This window comes from Aquirufa sp. A-Brett2-W8, from assembly GCF_054558755.1.
Window position 1 is genome coordinate 360,069 of the sequence record NZ_JBPXKS010000003.1, and the last position, 17,256, is coordinate 377,324.

Annotated in this window: 12 protein-coding genes and 1 tRNA gene; 5 read left to right on the top strand and 8 right to left on the bottom strand. The window is 35.5% G+C overall.

Features of this window, described 5'->3' with window-relative positions:
* Positions 1–6 precede the first annotated feature (6 nt).
* From ACST13_RS03490 to ACST13_RS03510, 5 genes are all read left to right on the top strand, one after another.
* Positions 7–1,506, top strand: a complete 1,500-nt coding sequence (locus tag ACST13_RS03490) for a glutamate synthase subunit beta (protein ID WP_459521830.1) — start codon at positions 7–9, stop codon at positions 1,504–1,506.
* Between the two features lie 62 nt (positions 1,507–1,568).
* Positions 1,569–1,658 (top strand) — tRNA-Ser (locus ACST13_RS03495).
* 272 nt (positions 1,659–1,930) lie between these two features.
* The gene (locus tag ACST13_RS03500) at positions 1,931–2,869 is read left to right on the top strand and encodes a helicase-related protein (protein ID WP_459521831.1); all 939 of its coding nucleotides are present in this window, start codon (positions 1,931–1,933) and stop codon (positions 2,867–2,869) included.
* Between the two features lie 9 nt (positions 2,870–2,878).
* Complete coding sequence (locus ACST13_RS03505) at positions 2,879–3,568, top strand: hypothetical protein (protein ID WP_459521832.1); 690 nt, start codon at positions 2,879–2,881, stop codon at positions 3,566–3,568.
* A 264-nt stretch (positions 3,569–3,832) separates the two neighbouring features.
* Positions 3,833–5,296: an AAA family ATPase gene (locus ACST13_RS03510; protein WP_459521833.1), complete on the top strand. Its 1,464-nt coding sequence runs from the start codon at positions 3,833–3,835 to the stop codon at positions 5,294–5,296.
* 24 nt (positions 5,297–5,320) lie between these two features.
* Here ACST13_RS03510 and ACST13_RS03515 read toward each other — a convergent pair whose 3' ends face one another.
* From ACST13_RS03515 to ACST13_RS03550, 8 genes are all read right to left on the bottom strand, one after another.
* A complete protein-coding gene (locus ACST13_RS03515; RefSeq protein WP_459521834.1) occupies positions 5,321–6,031 on the bottom strand; it encodes a hypothetical protein in 711 nt (236 codons plus the stop codon).
* Entirely contained in the window at positions 6,031–9,246 is a 3,216-nt protein-coding gene (locus ACST13_RS03520; protein ID WP_459521835.1) for a type I restriction endonuclease subunit R, read from the bottom strand. The genes ACST13_RS03515 and ACST13_RS03520 overlap by 1 nt, the downstream gene beginning before the upstream one ends.
* Positions 9,243–10,259 carry a virulence RhuM family protein gene (locus ACST13_RS03525; RefSeq protein ID WP_459521836.1) on the bottom strand — a complete coding sequence of 339 codons (1,017 nt, stop codon included), beginning with the start codon at positions 10,257–10,259 and terminating at the stop codon, positions 9,243–9,245. The genes ACST13_RS03520 and ACST13_RS03525 overlap by 4 nt, the downstream gene beginning before the upstream one ends.
* Positions 10,260–10,293: 34 nt before the next feature.
* On the bottom strand, positions 10,294–12,663 hold the full coding sequence (locus ACST13_RS03530; RefSeq protein ID WP_459521837.1) for an AAA family ATPase: 2,370 nt from the start codon (positions 12,661–12,663) through the stop codon (positions 10,294–10,296).
* A gap of 1 nt (position 12,664) precedes the next feature.
* On the bottom strand, positions 12,665–13,792 hold the full coding sequence (locus ACST13_RS03535; protein ID WP_459521838.1) for a restriction endonuclease subunit S: 1,128 nt from the start codon (positions 13,790–13,792) through the stop codon (positions 12,665–12,667).
* Positions 13,782–15,350 carry a type I restriction-modification system subunit M gene (locus ACST13_RS03540; protein WP_459521839.1) on the bottom strand — a complete coding sequence of 523 codons (1,569 nt, stop codon included), beginning with the start codon at positions 15,348–15,350 and terminating at the stop codon, positions 13,782–13,784. The genes ACST13_RS03535 and ACST13_RS03540 overlap by 11 nt, the downstream gene beginning before the upstream one ends.
* Positions 15,351–15,382: 32 nt before the next feature.
* A complete protein-coding gene (locus tag ACST13_RS03545; protein WP_459521840.1) occupies positions 15,383–15,679 on the bottom strand; it encodes a helix-turn-helix domain-containing protein in 297 nt (98 codons plus the stop codon).
* Positions 15,680–15,905: 226 nt separating this feature from the next.
* The gene (locus tag ACST13_RS03550; protein ID WP_459521841.1) at positions 15,906–17,084 is read right to left on the bottom strand and encodes a hypothetical protein; all 1,179 of its coding nucleotides are present in this window, start codon (positions 17,082–17,084) and stop codon (positions 15,906–15,908) included.
* Positions 17,085–17,256: the final 172 nt, after the last annotated feature.

Consider the following 17,256-nt stretch of genomic DNA (forward strand, 5'->3'; position numbering starts at 1 on the left):
TAGACAATGGGTAAGCCTACCGGATTTTTAGAAATTGACCGCATATTAGCTCCTAAAAGAGCTGTTTCTGAGCGTGTTAATGATTACAAAGAAATTGAACAAATCAATACTACAGCGGATACGGAAGCACAAGCCAGTCGTTGTATGGATTGCGGTACTCCATTTTGTCATAATGGTTGCCCGCTTGGAAATATTATACCTGAATTTAATGATGCTGTTTATGAGCAAAATTGGAAATACGCTTATGATATTCTAAGCACCACTAATAATTTCCCTGAGTTTACAGGACGAATTTGTCCTGCTCCTTGCGAGTCATCTTGTGTTTTAGGTATTAATAAACCAGCAGTAGCTATTGAGTTAATTGAGAAATCCATTATTGAGAAAGCTTATTCAGAGGGTTGGGTAATTCCCTTTGTGCCTAAAATACGTAGTGGTAAAAAAATTGCTGTTATTGGTTCTGGTCCAGCGGGTTTAGCGGCTGCTGCTCAATTAAATAAGGCAGGTCACTTAGTTTCGGTTTATGAGCGTGCTGATCAAATTGGTGGCTTATTACGTTATGGAATTCCTGATTTTAAATTAGATAAGTCTGTCGTTTCACGCCGGGTGGATGTGATGAAAAAAGAGGGTATTACCTTTATTACAAATGCAAATATTGGAACATCTGAAAAATTAGCTAGTCTAACTAATGATTTTGATGCAGTATTGATAGCTACAGGAAGTACGGTACCTCGTTTTATTCTTGCAAAAGGAGATGATGCTAAAGGAATTTATCCAGCAATGGAATTTTTATCTCAGCAAAATAAACGTAATGCCACGATTTCTCTAGAAGTAAACCATAAAGGTGAAGTCTATGGTAATAATGATATACATGCGAAAGGAAAGCAGGTGGTCATAATTGGTGGTGGTGATACAGGTTCTGATTGTGTAGGAACATCTAATCGCCATAAAGCTGCCTCTATAACTCAGATTGAAGTAATGCCTAAACCTCCAGTAGATAGAGCTTCCACTACTCCTTGGCCTAATTGGCCTTCTATGTTACGTACATCTACTTCGCATGATGAAGGTGTGGAGCGCTTATGGTCGATCGCCTTACAGGAATATGTTAAAAATGATAAGGGTGAATTAGAAGCTCTGATTATTGGTGATATAGTTTACCAGATGAAGGAAGGGAAAATGGAGCAAGAGATTATCAATAGCAGAAAGATTCCTTGTGATTTAGCACTTATTGCTGCAGGTTTTTTACATACGGATCATAATGACTTGTTTGAGCAGTTAACGGCTGTAGGAGTGAAGTCCGACGAGCGTGGTAATTTAACGGCAAGTTCAACATATCAATCTGATAATGAGAAAGTTTTCATCGCAGGTGATGCTAGACGTGGTCAATCTTTAGTGGTTTGGGCGATCTCTGAAGGTCGGGAGGCCGCTAGAAATATGGACTTATATTTGATGGGAAAAACTAATTTAGAAGGTAAATCTATCTCTAGTTTTGACCTAATGGCTAAATAATTTTTCAGCATAAATTTCATTTACTAAATATATTTAGTACATTTGTGCTCTCTTAAATGCTAGGAGAGATGCCTGAGAGGCCGAAAGGACATGTTTGCTAAACATGCGTACTGGTAACGGTACCGAGGGTTCGAATCCCTCTCTCTCCGCCATACGATTCTCTAAATCAGTCTAAAAGCGTGTAAAATCAAGGTTTTACGCGCTTTTTTAATGTTCTTCAAAGTCTAAAAAAGTCTAGGTTTGTCTATACTTTTGGTTTCTTAGGGGGTTTCTTTTTTAGGAAGCCAAAAAAGAAACCAAGCACTTAGACGCTAATAGACATAATAAGACTGAAAAACAATGAGTTAGGCGCATATTTTCTCCTTTGGAAACGTACATTTGTAACATAAATAAAGGGGGGCACAACGTAAAAAATTTGTGCCAAATGTCGTCAAGTCAAAAATCAAATTTCTCGCTGGTTGTTTACATCAGCAGAACAAAAGAAAAAAAGAACGGAGAAGTACCTGTTCTAATGAAAATTAACATCAATGGAGAACGTGTAGTTTTGCAGCTCCAGCGAAGTATTCAACCTACTGACTGGGATTCTAAACGCGCCAAAGTAATTGGTCGCTCTCACGAAGCTCGCGAATTCAATGACTACATTGATTCTGTTATCACTCGAACTCGCCAAAAATACAGCGAGCTAATTACTATGCACGATACGGTTACTCCGCAACTTTTGCGTGATGCGGTACTCGGAGTAAACACAGCAAAAGCCAAGATGATTATTGAAATTTGGGAAGACCACATCGAGGGACTTCGCAAGCTAATTGGCAAGGAAAGCACCTATGCAACTTGCCAAAAGTATAATGCAGCCAAAAATCATTTCTCAAATTTCCTCAGAAGCAAATACAAAGTAAGCGATGTGCCGATTAAATCTATCGACAACTACATGGTGACAGAATTTGGTATGTATTTGAAAACGGAAAAGGGTTGCAATTTCAACACCACCAATAAATTCCTTCAAAATCTCAAAAGGATAACCGCTAGCGGACAGGTAATTTACATGAACCGTGGCAAACTGTTTTTTCCGCTTTTCAAAGAATACCTGGAGAAAGAAGTAGGCTACAAGCGTGGGGTCATGTATGATAAAGTTAAGGTTGATGAAGTAGAAATTATCTCCTCGGAAATCAACGATACGCGAAAGGAAACTATCAAAGAAGCTTTCCTGGATGGCGTGGTGAAAATCATAATTGGAACCGCCACAATTCGTGAAGGAATTGATTTACAAAAACGCGGTACAGTTATTTACAACTGCTATCCTGAATGGAATCCAACAGACATTCGTCAACTTGAAGGTCGTATTTGGAGACAGGGAAATTAGTTCCAGTATGTGCGCATTGTAATGCCTTTGGTGCAGGATTCCATGGATGTATTCGTATTCCAGAAGCTAGAAGAGAAGACCTCTCGTATCAATGACATTTGGTTCAGGGGTGATAGAGGAAACGTGCTTGATTTAGAAAGTATGGATCCAGAGGAAATTAAGCTTGCACTCATTACAGATGTTGACCGTTTGGTGCGCATGTTCTTTGACCAGGCGAAAGAGCAGCTTAATCGCGATTATAAGAAAATCGGACTAGCCATTGAAATGCTAAAAGAAGTACAAAGCGATATTAGAGACTACAAAATTTACCGTGAAAAATCCATTGAAGCCATCCGCTATTTTTATACTTCGCTGTTAGCATCGAATTATTTGGTTGAAACACCAAAAGTGGCCGAGGATGGTGAAGTGATTAACAAGCAATCTAAGAAAGCAAAAGAACTCAAAGAAGATATTGAGGCGGTGCTGAATTCAACGGATCAACAAGACAAAGAAATTCTAGCCATTGGACGGAAAATTGAAAGTTCTTACCAGGTGCTCGGAATTTACTTTTCTAACCGCTACTACCTCAATTATTTCAAAGAGTATGTGAGCAAGGTGCGGAAAACGGAACGCACCTTATTAAAGCCAAGAGGTTATTCACTTAGCAGTGATTTAAGTACTGTAATGGCTCAATACGAAGCGGAAAAACAAGCTATTTAAAATCAATCACAAAGTTATAACGGCGATGAAAATTCGCCAAAATGGGCGGAGCTTAGGCTGGAAATACAAGCTAAAAAATCAGCACTGCAAGTTGAAGGCAGAAGTGCCCAGGATAGAGCCTCGGAATTTCAGCGCTTGAATTACTTATTGGAATACCGAACAAACTTAGCCCCAGCTACAACAACACAAACATTCAATACAAGTGAATTAGAGCTTGAAGCTTTAGCCCTTGAAATAGAACACGAACTTATAAATTTTTAAACCATGCTAAATACGAACAACTACTTTTCAAAAGCCGCCAGCATTAACTGGGATAATCTACCCGAAGCCCTTGCCAAAGGACATAAACTCGTTGAAGGGGCATCTCAAAATAATTGGGCAGCGTACAACTCAAACGAAAACTTCAAACGTGTGGTGGATGCTTTTTTTCAAAAGCTGGACGAGTACCTGGATAAAAATCCCAGTGCTGTAACTGCCGTTTCTAAAAGTTTACCAAGTAAAACAGAATCAACTGCAACCAAATCCGCCGCGCCAAAGCCAACACCTACAACGCGTAAAATGCCACCTAAAAAAGAAGCGGTTGAAAAAGAGGAATACGACAGCGAAGATGTAGAACTGATTGATACCGATGTTCAGTTTATCAAACGTTACGCTGCCATGCATGGAAAAGTAAAAAGTCAGGCACAAATATTAACCCTGTTACACAGTCTTCAAAAAGCCATTATTGAGCGCAGAATAGGAAAGGACTCCCCTTACGCGAAAGAGATTGACATGATGCAAAAACAACTGATTTCTTGCTATGAGAAAATGGGCGACATGGCAGAAATTAAGATTGACAGCAAAAACTTAAAGCGTTATTTAGAAATTGCGCATAGTCAGGAAGGCATGTTTTCTGTTGCCTTGTTAAAATCCTATATCGCACTTAACGGAAAACGTGATGTAAAGGACAGGTCTCAAAGATTATTTAATCACATTAAAAAAGCTGTTGAACAAGGAAAAATCACGAAATCGGATAAGTATGCCGATAAGTTAAATGAAGCCTACCAAACGCTTAAAAACTACATTGACGGTGATTCTGCGATGTTGAATATCAACAAGGCTCAGCTTAATGGATTAATGGGAATTCTAGGAGAAAATCTGTTCAGTCAAAAAAAAAGTCTCAACGGTTACGATGATGACAATGGAATGATTGTGAGTTCGGGTGAATTGCTTGCCATGGACTTTCAAACAATTGGGCTCCAAGGTAAATACAAGGAGCTCATTGGTGATCCAAGCGTAGGTTTTACCGCAATGGTTTATGGACTGCCAAAGTCAGGCAAATCAACCTTGTGTTTAGACTTTGCAAATTACCTAGCAGCCCACCATGGAAAGGTATTGTTTTGTGCCATTGAGGAAGGATTTGGTTATACGCTAAAAGAAAAGATTGAACGCTTAAAAGCACATCATCCTAATTTGTACATCACCGACCGCGTTCCTGAAAACCTGAACGATTTTCAATTCGTTTTTATCGATAGCGTTTCTAAGGCAGGGATGGATGTCAATGCCATTGATCAACTTCGCAAAATGCACCCTGATACTTCATTCATTTTCATTTATCACACCACCAAAGAAGGCAACTTCAAAGGCGTTAACGAACACGCCCATGAAGTGGATGTAATTGTACAGGTTGATAAAGGAAAAGCAACTTCCACTGGCAGGTTTAATGCTGGCGGAAGTATGGATATTTAATGTATTTACATTTCTGCAAAGTTCTCATTGAGAATCAATCAAGTTCATAGTACTCAGTTGCTTTTCTATTTCCTGTTTGATTATGGTTGCAAATTTTTCTATTTCAGTTTCATCAATTTGATTCGTATTAATCTCCTTAATGATATTTTTTGCTTTAAAATATTGAAAAATCGAAATGGATCGGCCAACTTTTAATATTGATTTTCGAATACTTTCCTTTTCACTAAAAATGATATTATTGTGGAAAATATTCTTTATAAAACTGTCGATTTGCTCATGTTCACTTTCAGGAAATTGAGTTTTAAAATCATTGGATATACCATCAAAGTATAACGTTGACTTCTCGAGTGATTTTGCAAGATGACTGATTTTATAAGCCAAAATAGGTTTTTCGGAAGCTAAAGAAAGAATAAGTGATGAATAATTATCGCTAAGTTCATTTAATTCATTTATAACATCTTCAAACATTACTTTAAATAAAATACCATTTAAAAACGGTTTAACTTGATCAGTTTCTGATGGATCAATATCTAATTTTGAGAATATTTTATCTAAAAAATGATCTGAATCTTTAAGCCTTTCTAGTCTAGTAATGTTACCATAAACTTCAATCAGGATGTATAAAATACTCCTTCTGTTTCCTAATCTTTCTTTTCTATACGAAAACAATTGAAGAACAAGTGCAAATGAACCACCTAAAAATGCAATTAAAATATTTCTAATTAGGTCATTCATTACAGTAATTGATTTTTCTTAAAATTTTCAGCCTGTTCAAAAATCTCAACATAAACTTCGTCTTTATCTACTGGAGGATATCCGAACTCATCAAGTAATAGAATCAATCCAACTTTTAAAGCAGATTTAATGTCGTCACGTTTGTTCCAATCGGGGAATTTGGCTTGACCGTCAACCAAATCTTTAACCGCTTTAGCCAATTCAATCATTTTCTCGTCAGGGTATTTGAAATCGTATTTGATACAAAGCTCTTTCAAAATATCGTAAAATGCTTTTTCTTCAAAGTCAATTCCCAGTGCATCACCTGCTGAAAATTCTTTATGCACTTCCCAAATCAGATCCGTTAAAGCTGATGCCATTTCCTCATACACTTCACTTCTCAAAATATCATTTGCGTCACGTTCGTTGTAGCGTTCGACAAGAGCTTGCATTTTTTTTGAAAAATCAATTCCTTTTACTCGATTAACTTTTTTGATCTCGGCAATCACCTTAGCTAAAAGCTGTTGAAGCAATTTAATTTTTGTATTGGGTAATTTGATTTTATCAATTTTAGCCAGGTAATCTTCATCAAAAATATCTTGTTCTGTTTCTGCTTCATCTCCAAGTTTGAATATTTCTTCAACACCTTCACTTTGCAGTGCTTCCTTTATCATTTCACGCACTTTGGCATTCATTTGCGCAGTATCGGGAGCATTTCCTTTGGTGAGTTTAAAAATAATTGAGCGAACCGCTAAATAAAAATGAGTATAATCTCTTTCTAACTGGGTTAATTGTTCGCTTCCTGCACATATATCATATGCAGCTTTTAAACGTTTCACCAATCCCATAAAACGGGTCTCGAATTCTTTAGATTGTTGTGCGAATTCGGCAGCCATATTCAGCGTATTAAGCTGCTCAATGGTTGTGCCTTTGAAATATTTTGAGCTCTCAAATGTATGAAACAACTTCCCATGTAGGTCAATGTGATTTCTAACTATAATTAATGATTCAGCGATGTCTTCAAAATTATCTTTGTCGCCTTCGCTGTATTGCTTTAACGCTAGATTCATTTGCGTTTTGATGCCAATATAATCCACTACCAAACCTTTGTTCTTTCCTTCAAACTTGCGGTTGACTCTTGAAATAGTTTGAATTAAATTGTGTCTTTGTATCGGCTTATCTATGTAAATGCTATCCAAGAATGGAACATCGAATCCTGTGAGCCACATATCAACTACCATTGCAATTTTGAAATTTGATTTTTCGTTTTTGAATTGTCGGTCAAGTTCTTTACGTTGGTCTTTTGTTCCCAATAAATCATACATTTCTTTCGGGTCGTCTTGCCCTCTAGTTGCAATAAGTTTAATTCGCTCAATAGGCTTTAATTCACGTTTGTCCTTATCAGTTAGTTCAGCACCTTCTTCCGCAGCTAGTATTTCGTTCCATTCAGGTTTTAAAGCAATAATATTTTTATATAATTCATAGGCAATTTCACGAGTACTACAAACAAACATTGCTTTACCTTTTACTGTTGAACCTTCTGAAATTCTTTTTTCGTAATGAGAGACAAAGTCTTCTGCTACAGCTTTCAGGCGTTCAGGGTCGCCAATAATGGCATACATCTGAGCCATTTCTTTTTTGCTTTGTTCAATTTGGTTTTCGTTACTTCCAATTTCAGCACACTTAGCGTAATAATCTTCAATCTCTTTTAGTTTGGAATTATTCAATATCACTTTAGCTGCTCTACCTTCATAAACAATCCTAACAGTAATTTCGTCCTTTACAGATTCTGTCATTGTATAGGCATCAACAACTTTTCCAAACACATCAAGCGTTGCATCTATTGGTGTTCCTGTAAAACCAACGAAAGTGGCATTGGGTAAAGAGTCGTGTAAGTATTTTGCGAAGCCATATGTTTTGGTAACTCCTTTCTCAGTCACTTTTACTTTTTGGTCAAGGTTTACTTGGCTTCTATGAGCTTCATCTGAAATACAAATCACATTTGACCTATCACTGAGCAACTGAGTGTCTTCGGTAAATTTATGAATGGTGGTTAAAAAAACTCCACCACTTTGTCGGCCTTGTATCAACTCACGTAAATTTGCTCGGCTTTCCACACTCATCACTGTGTTGTCACCAATGAAGTTTTTTGCATTGGTAAACTGTCCCGAAAGTTGGTCATCTAAATCGGTTCGGTCGGTAATTAATACAATGGTTGGACTTTCAAAGTATTCACTTTTCATCAATAAACGTGTGAGGTAAAGCATTGTAAAGCTTTTTCCGCATCCAGTAGCGCCAAAATAGGTACCGCCTTTTCCATTTCCTCCAGGCTTTTGAGCAACTTTTATGTTATCATATAAAGCTCGTGCGGCATAGTATTGCGGATAACGGCAAACAATTTTTTCGTTTTTCTTTGAACTATCAGGTATATAAATAAAGTTTCGAATAATATCTCTTAATCTAGTTTTATCAAACATACCTTGTATAAGCGTAAACATGCTATCGATGCCGTCAACGTCTTTTGCCAGGCCTGCCACTCTTCGCCAAGCATAGAAGAAATCATATGGCGCAAAAAATGACCCTGATTTATTATTGATGCCATCACTAATAACACAAAATGCGTTGTATTTAAAAAGTTCAGGTATGTCTCTTTTGTATCGAATAGTTAATTGCTTGAAAGCATCATGAATAGTAGCTTCTTCGCGTATGGCACTTTTAAATTCAAACACAACCAATGGCAAACCGTTGATGTAAACAATGCCATCAGGAATTCGTTTTTCTGTTCCTAGAATCTCTAATTGATTAACAAATTTGTAAATGTTATTATCAAATCCATATTCTGCCCGTTGCTCAGAGACAATTGAAAGAAGTTGTTCTGCATCGGGTTGACGGTGATTATTTAGTCCTGAAAAATCAATAAACTGGATGTAAATGTCCTTTTGATTTCGGTCTTCTCTTTTAAGAATAAAACCATCAGAAAGCAGTTGCAAAAATGTCTTGTTGCTTTCATACAAATCAGTAGCTGAAAGCGATTTGAGCTGAAGAATAATAGATTTAATTTCATTTATTGTGATACCATGACTTGCATATTGCATTAGCAAAAAGTTTTGTAAATCTTCTTCTATCAGTACTTCGTCAGGTTTTCGGGCAATGGTAATGCCTAAGTGGTGAGGGAATCCTTCTTGCCCCAGCAATTCCGTAAATGCTCTTTCTAATTTTTCTTCCGTGAATTTCATTGCTTGGGCTTTTTCAATTTCTTGATATCATCTTCAATCTCTTTTAAACTCTGCTCTTTTTCAATTGATTTTTGTACAATTTTGTATTTTTCAAATTCTTCTCCTGATTTTTTCAAAGCGAATTCGTGACTAACTTTACCTGTATGGGTCAATAATTCTCTACCATTCAATTGTAAAATACTATCTAAGCGTTGAGCCCAATCAGTCATGTACATAGGCGTTTGCTGTTGTGCCATAGTTTCTGCAAATGCCAAATATTGCTCTACCAATAATCCTAGCAATTTTATTTCATCTTCATTCAGATAATTTTTAGCTATGCTTACATCAGCCTTCTTAATGGAAACAGCGTTTTTCTTATCAAACGATTGCATTCCTAACAAAGGTAAATTTGCATCAACTCTACGATACACCAATTCAGCTGCCGTTTGTTCACTGATCGCCCACAACAATTTGTTTTGAATTACCTTGAAAAATTCAATTGTTTTTTCGTCTTTGGGTTCATAATCAATACTAGTTGTATAGATGTCTTTTATTTTCTGATAGAAGAAACGTTCTGACAGTCGTATTTCGCGAATGCGTTCCTGCAATTCGTTAAAATAGTTCATTGAAGTGCCAGACTTAAATCGATCATCATTTAATGTAAATCCTTTTATGATGTATTCTTTAAGGCGTTGTGTAGCCCAAATTCGGAACTGTGTACCTTGGGCTGATTTTACGCGATAACCAACAGAAATAATAACATCTAAGTTATATCCATTCACCTCAACTTCTTGGGTTTTTCCAGCAATAGCGCCATGTTGAGTGGTTATTCGGAATTTCCGAACTACCACTTTTTCATCTAATTCACCTTCTGCAAAAACATTCTTGATATGTTCGTTGATAGTGGATTTGGCTTTTCCAAACAAAGTTGCCATTTGGTCTTGTGTCAACCAAACGGTTTCTTCCTCTAAACGGACATCAATTTTGATGTTGCCATCTGGGTTTTGGTATATGATTATATCGCTGTTGTTCATACGTACACTAATTTTCTTTTGTGAATTTCATTGTCTAAACGTTATGGGAAAAATTATACAAATAATCCATCATCTCACTTGCAAAACTTCTGATGTCCTCTTCGTTACTACTAGTAAACAAATGTGAATCAGGGTTTAGAGTAGTTCTAAATTCATTAAACTTAGCTCTTACTAGGTCATTGCCAGCAAATAGAGCGTCAATTTTTCCGCTTAAAGTTCCTAAAGGTGTTCCATTTAATTTGAATTCATGAAATTTTCTGATGTAAAAATGTGGCAAATATTGGCTTTCTAAAAACGGTCTTAGGTCGCTTCTAATATCATCTGTTATTTCACGATTTATGAAAGCCATAATTTTCGAGTAAACTTTTTCGTAGGGATTTTCAACAAATTGCTTATTGGTAATTCTCTCAAGAAAACTAGTGTTATTGTTTTGTTGAATTTGAATAAATGATGGCGTAATTTCATCATTTATTCCTCTTTCTAGAAAATTTCGAATAAAATGAGAATAATGTGTTAATACGATTATTTGATTTACACTTTGTAGTGTTTCCTTAATGCGATTAATTGATTTCAAAATGCGATTGTCATCAAAACTTGTAATAGGGTCGTCTAAAACGATTATTGTTCTTAGTTTTTCATCGGTTGTGAGAAAATCTAATTTTGCCCAAAATAATGAGAGAGCCAAAGCCCTTTTGTCTGACTCACTAAATACCTTGGCAATATTTGAGTCATTAATATCTACGTTCTTGAATTTTACTTTGAGATAATATACAGGTTGGTGACCTCTATTGTCTGTACCTCTTTCAAGTGTAAAATGTTCGCTACCAAACTGCTTAAAGTGAAAATCAATACGAGTATAAAACCTTTCAAGATATTGATTTTGATTAGTAAATAATGCCAGTTCATTTGCAGTTATTCTTGCCTCAATAACTGAGATTAGTTCTTGTTCTGCTTGGTATAAAATACAATTGTCATTTTGTTCAACCCTTGCAATTGCTCTTTTATTAATTTCAATTTCAGCTTCAATTTCTGAAATCCTTATTTTTATCTGAGTTAAATCTCGATAGGGTTCTTTAAATACTAGAATTTCCTCTCTTATACTTTCAATGGTTTCTGCTATCGAAATTAAATTACGCTTGTAGTTGAGATCCTTATTTAATATGTCAATAAAATCAATTGATTGAATACGTTCATGTGGCTTCCTTTCTTTATTTATAAAAATTTGATTTACTTGCTGAGTAAACAGGGCTAAAAGATGATTAAGGTCAATTTCGTTAGTTGATGTAATTAATTCATTAATACGATTCACTAATCCATTGAACTCTTCTGTGTTTATTAAATTAGCATATTGTGACAATAATGCTTGCTTTACAATGACGGCATTCAATGATTTGTAAGCCAGTATTCTCCATTGATTACCTATGTTTTGAATTGCATTCTCAATATCAGAAATATATTCTTTGTAAGCTTCATTGAAATAAGAGTGATACGAATTAAGTACATCAGAAGCATTTTCTAGGGATTGACCACAGAATGAGCAGTTATTAGAATCAATTTTCCGAGAGTCTAAACCATCTTTTATCCATTGTGTAGCATTATCAGTATTTTCAAAATTATTTTCAATATGCTTTTGAAGTTTAACAATTGCAGCGGAACTAATTTCACTGAACTCCCTTCCAATTAGAACATTTGTTTGATTTATTAAATCTTGAAGATTATTTTCTTGAACTACAAATTGGGAGATATCTTCAATTGACAGTATTTCTGTTGGTCTTTTAAGTCTCTGCTTTTCTTGACTTAATCTTTGTTCTATTTGAGATAATTGTTGTCTTGATCCTTCAATATCTATAGAGTTTGGGTCTGTGCTCAAAAATTGTAAATATTCCTGTTCTTGCTTTCCTCTTAAATATAACGGGAGCAAATTCGGGATATTACCTTTTTTCTGTCTTAATTCTCTTTTATCTTCAGCAATTTGTGTTGCAAGTTGTACTCCTTGTTGTCCAAGAATAAATCTTGTGAAATTCTCTTTATTCTGTCGTTCAATTGAAAGTCCAGTAAATAAATTTTTGTGAATAAAGTCTGAACCAAAAATATGAATGTCATCATTTGAATGAATGTGTGTCCAAGAAGTATTTGTAAATATATAGTCCGTTTGATTTATTGCCCCAAATGGTTTTATTGAGATTCTAACACTTTGATTTGTAGGTATTGTCGGAATGGATTTTCGGGTTGTTATTAATGATGGCTCATTTTCTTTCAGCGAAGTGATTATGTCTGTTAATGTTGACTTACCTCTAGTGTTTAAACCATAAATAAATGTAAGTTTTTCAAAATGAATAGGCCCACCAGTTGTGAATTCCCGAAAGTTACCAATATTGTTAATGCTCTTTATTTGCTTTATCATTCTAGTTTTCTATATTTTGAAATTGAAAACTCTCCACAACACCCTTCATCAAAACAGGGCAAAGCGGCTTAATAGTATTTTTCAATCGCTCATTGATGCGCTTGCGAGTTTCCAAAGTGTTATAAATAGTTACGATTGCTTCCTGGATTTTGATGCAGGGAATGGGCAATTTTACATTGCACATATCGTCCCAGTTGAAAGTTTCTCTTGCACTTCCCCAAGAATGAAATCTTGCATATCTGTCTATGTCTTTGCGTTTAAAATACATTTGCAAAAATTCAGGCAACAATTTTTTTTCGTCTTTAACTTTGAAAACAACGTGAATTGAAGAAATAATGATTGGATGGTTAAATTTTGAAAGGCAAACAATTAAAACTTTCTCGTTATTGGTAGTTTGAACATAGCCGAATTCATTATAATTTACTATCCTGTAATTGGATAGGTTGCTCATATTTACTTTTACACTTGGCGTTCTAAATTCTTTCAAAACACTCATTCCCATCACATCCTTAATTGAGCTGTCTTCGTTTCGTTTGTCAACTTTTGCTATATACTCCCCGAGTGTTTTAAGTTCTTCGGTTTTAATAAGATTTTCAATGTAAGTATCACAAATCAATTGCAAATCCTCTAAACTATTCGCATACGTTTTTTGATTAGTTAATAAGCCATTATAAAGAGTAACAAATTTTCGTTGTTCTTCAATATCAGGTATAGGAATTTCTATTTCACAAAAGCGATTCCATTCTAAACCACCTCTAACACTTGAATCGCAATAAGTCCAAGCTCTTCTGTCAAATTCAGGTCTTTGAAATTCCATCATTAAATACTCGGGGAGCAATACATTTTCATCAATAACTTCAAAAGTCATGTAAGCAGGAGAGACTATTGCAGGTTCTTCATTTTGATATAATGCAACTGGCAGAACTTCATCTCTGTTTACGTGCATAATGTTTGTTGCAAATTGACCTTTCTGAATGATTTTATATTTTGACAAATCAACTCCAGAAGTATTCGCAACAGAAGGCATAAAGTTCTTGTAAATGTTTACTCCCAATAAATTAGAAATTGCCCAATTATTATTGCGGTTACTTACCAATCGTATATAATCTCCAATACGCTTATAACTCATAGCCCAAAGTTTTAAAAGCGTTAATCAATTGTTCTTGAGATTGTTTTTCTTCTTTCAAAAGAGTTTTAAAATCCTTTTGTATGCGTTTCATTTCCGTATCAAAATCTATTTCGCTATCACGGTCAATAAACTCAATGTATTTGCTTGGCACCAAAGAGAAATCGTTTTCTTGTATTTGTTCAAAGCTTGCAGAATAGCAATACTCCGCTACATTTTTGTAAGAGTTTTTATTTTCAGTCTGTTGCCAGTTGTGGTAGTTTTCTGCTACTTTGGAAATATCTTCTTCGGTAAGTTCAATAAACTGCTTTTCAAATTCCTGTCCCCAACGCCTTAAATCAACAAACAAAATTTCTTTTTCGCGATCACGGTAATTTTTCTGTTTACTATTTATTTCAACGGTTCTAGCTTTTTTGTTTTTATTTAAAATCCAAAGTGTAACGCTTATATCTGTTGTATAGAATGTATCTCTAGGAATAATTACAATAGCTTCTATCAAATTATTTTCTATGAGCTTTCTACGTATTTTATACTCTTCGCCACCGCCACTCAATGCGCCATTTGCCAATATGAAACCAGCAATTCCATTTTCAGATAGTTTTGAAACCATATTCAAAATCCAACCATAATTTGCATTGCTTTTAGGTGGTACATCATAACCTCTCCAACGTGGATCATCAATCAATTCATTTTCACCTCTCCAGTCTTTTTGATTAAATGGTGGATTTGCCATGATGTAATCAGCTTTTAAATCTTTGTGCTGGTCATCGGCAAAAGTGTCGGCATCTTTTTCACCAAGATTAGCGGAAATACCTCTAATAGCAAGGTTCATCTTTGCTAGTTTGTAAGTGGTTTTAGTGTATTCCTGTCCATAAATAGAAACCTCTTTTTGGCTTCCATTATGTGCATTGATAAATTTAATAGATTGAACAAACATACCACCTGAACCACATGCAGGGTCATAAATGATACCTTTATAAGGTTCTATCATTTCGGCAATCAAATTTACAATTGTCTTTGGCGTATAGAATTCTCCTTTACCTTTTCCTTCTGCAATTGCAAACTTTTTTAAGAAGTACTCATAAACACGACCTACCAAATCTTGTTCTTTGTCTTTGAGTGTATTGATGCTATCAATTTCACTAATCAAAGAAGCCAACTTCGTAATGTCTAAACCCAAACGAGAAAAATAATTATCGGGTAATGCGCCCTTCAAAGATTTGTTGTCTTTTTCAATGGTGTGCAAAGCAGTATCAATGATTAAAGCAATATCATTTTGCCTTGCCTTTTTTACAATATAACTCCAACGTGATATTTCTTCTAAGAAAAAAACATTGCTCATATTGTAGAAGTCCGCCATTTCAATATACTTCTCTTTGCCATCTACTATAAGCTTTGCGCGGTGTTCTTCAAACTTGTCACTAGCAAATTTTAAGAAAATCAATCCTAGTACCACGTGCTTGTATTCGGCTGGCTCTACGCTACCTCTCAATTTATTTGCCGCTTCCCAAAGTGTTACTTCAATTGCTTTTTCTTTAACCTCTTTTATTTGTTTTGCCATTGGATATTTTTATTTCTAGTTTATTTACAGTCTTAATATTTGTTTTTTAATTCGGATATCTTTTTAATCGCTTCATTGAAAAAGGGTTCCTTACCAAATTGCTCATCAATCCTTTGATTCAACAATTGAATTTGAATTTCTTTATAATCCAAATTAAATAGTTCTGATAAGCCGTTCAGCATGTGAGATTGTAGCTGTCTTTCTCCATTTTCAATCTTACTAAGTAGAGAAATATCAACACCTAATTTATCTGCAACGATTTTTAAAGAATACTTTTTCTCTTTGCGTAAACCATGAATATATGATCCAAATTCAATCGGCTTTTCCATTTCTCTAATCATTATAATCTTTATGTATTTGACAAACGTGTCAAAAATAGGAAATTAATGCCATTACTCATAATCATAGAATGAAATTATTCTGCCATTTAAGGTCAAAATCAGTAATACTGCGGAACCACGCGGTAAAAAAGAAAGTCCCACGGAAAACCGTAGGACTTTTACCAGAAAAGGGGGGCTAAAACTGGTAATTTCGCAGTAAAAACTCCGAATTTCGTTAGAAAGGCAAGGTGATTAGGCAGTATTCAAGGGCATTTGAGGGGTTTTTCTCAATGATTTCATTATCCTTCATGAATTTTATATACGATCTGGCTGTTCTATCTTTCACATCCATGCTTTCCATTATGGCCTTAATTAAGTTTTGGTTACTGATGTACACGCGGTTCTTGAAGATTTCGCTCGCCACATCTTTGAGCTCACTGGTTTTTCTGGTATCAGAGTCTTCCTTGCTTTTTTCTCCAAGGAAAACATGTCGGCCCTCAACTTTACTCCAGCCAAATTGCATCATCGGCACATCCAATGGCGAACCATCTCTTACTTTTAATGCTTTCACCACACTGCAATTGTTGTTGTCGTCCTTTTCAATTAATAAAATACCTGCTGCCTTTCGCTGAACTTCGGATCCTAGGTGTCCGCGAAGTTTCATACCCGATGGTGCAAGGTGTAACACACAAATAATAACCGTATTGTAAATTGCGGCCATTCGAAATAGCTCCTCAACGAGCTTCACAGAGCTTTCTTCATCGTTAACAGCTTCAAGTAAATCAGCGATACCATCAATTACAACCATGTGTATGCCACCATGCTCATAAAAAAAACGATCCATAGATTCCAGGATTAAATTTATTCGTTCACTTCTTGAGATGCCAACCAAACAAAATGCTTTGAACCAATATGGTGGCTTTTCTTGTGAAGATCTTCGAATGATGTAGGTCAAGTTTTTATACAACTGAAATTCGGATTGCTCAGTATCGTAGAGTAATACTGCCTGTTGATGGATGTTCTCTTTGATAGTTGTTCCCAATGTGTCAATTTCTATCTCACCTGGTTTAATTGCTCCAGAAAGAATGCCACCTAAATAATTTGTCTTCCCACTGCCTTCGGAACCAGCTACGCAGACTATGTTCCCAGGTGTTCCAATGGTAACATCGTTAATGGTAATAAGCGGTTCGGGTGCTTTTGGTGGATTCTCAAAATCAATTTCACAGCTCTTCATTACCGCAATGGTGTCTTCATACAAGTGATCTAGCATCTCACGAAACAGCATCATTAAATCATCCGCTGAATGTTTTAAGCGAAAGAAATCAGAAATATCTTTTTCTGTTTTTTCGCCTGACAATGGCAGGTGTACACTTTTAAGTTGGTACTCCTTTAAATCTTTAATAAGCTTTGCCACGGATGCTTTCCCTGTTTCATCAACATCGTATAGTAGGGTGATGTGTGTACGTCGTCAAACTAAAGTGGACTTTTCCTTAAGGAGTGTTTCGTGTTTTTGTGAATGTATAATTTCTTTTTTTTCTGTGCAATCTTTGGCTGTTTTTATTTTCTCATAGTTCAATCTTCTTTGT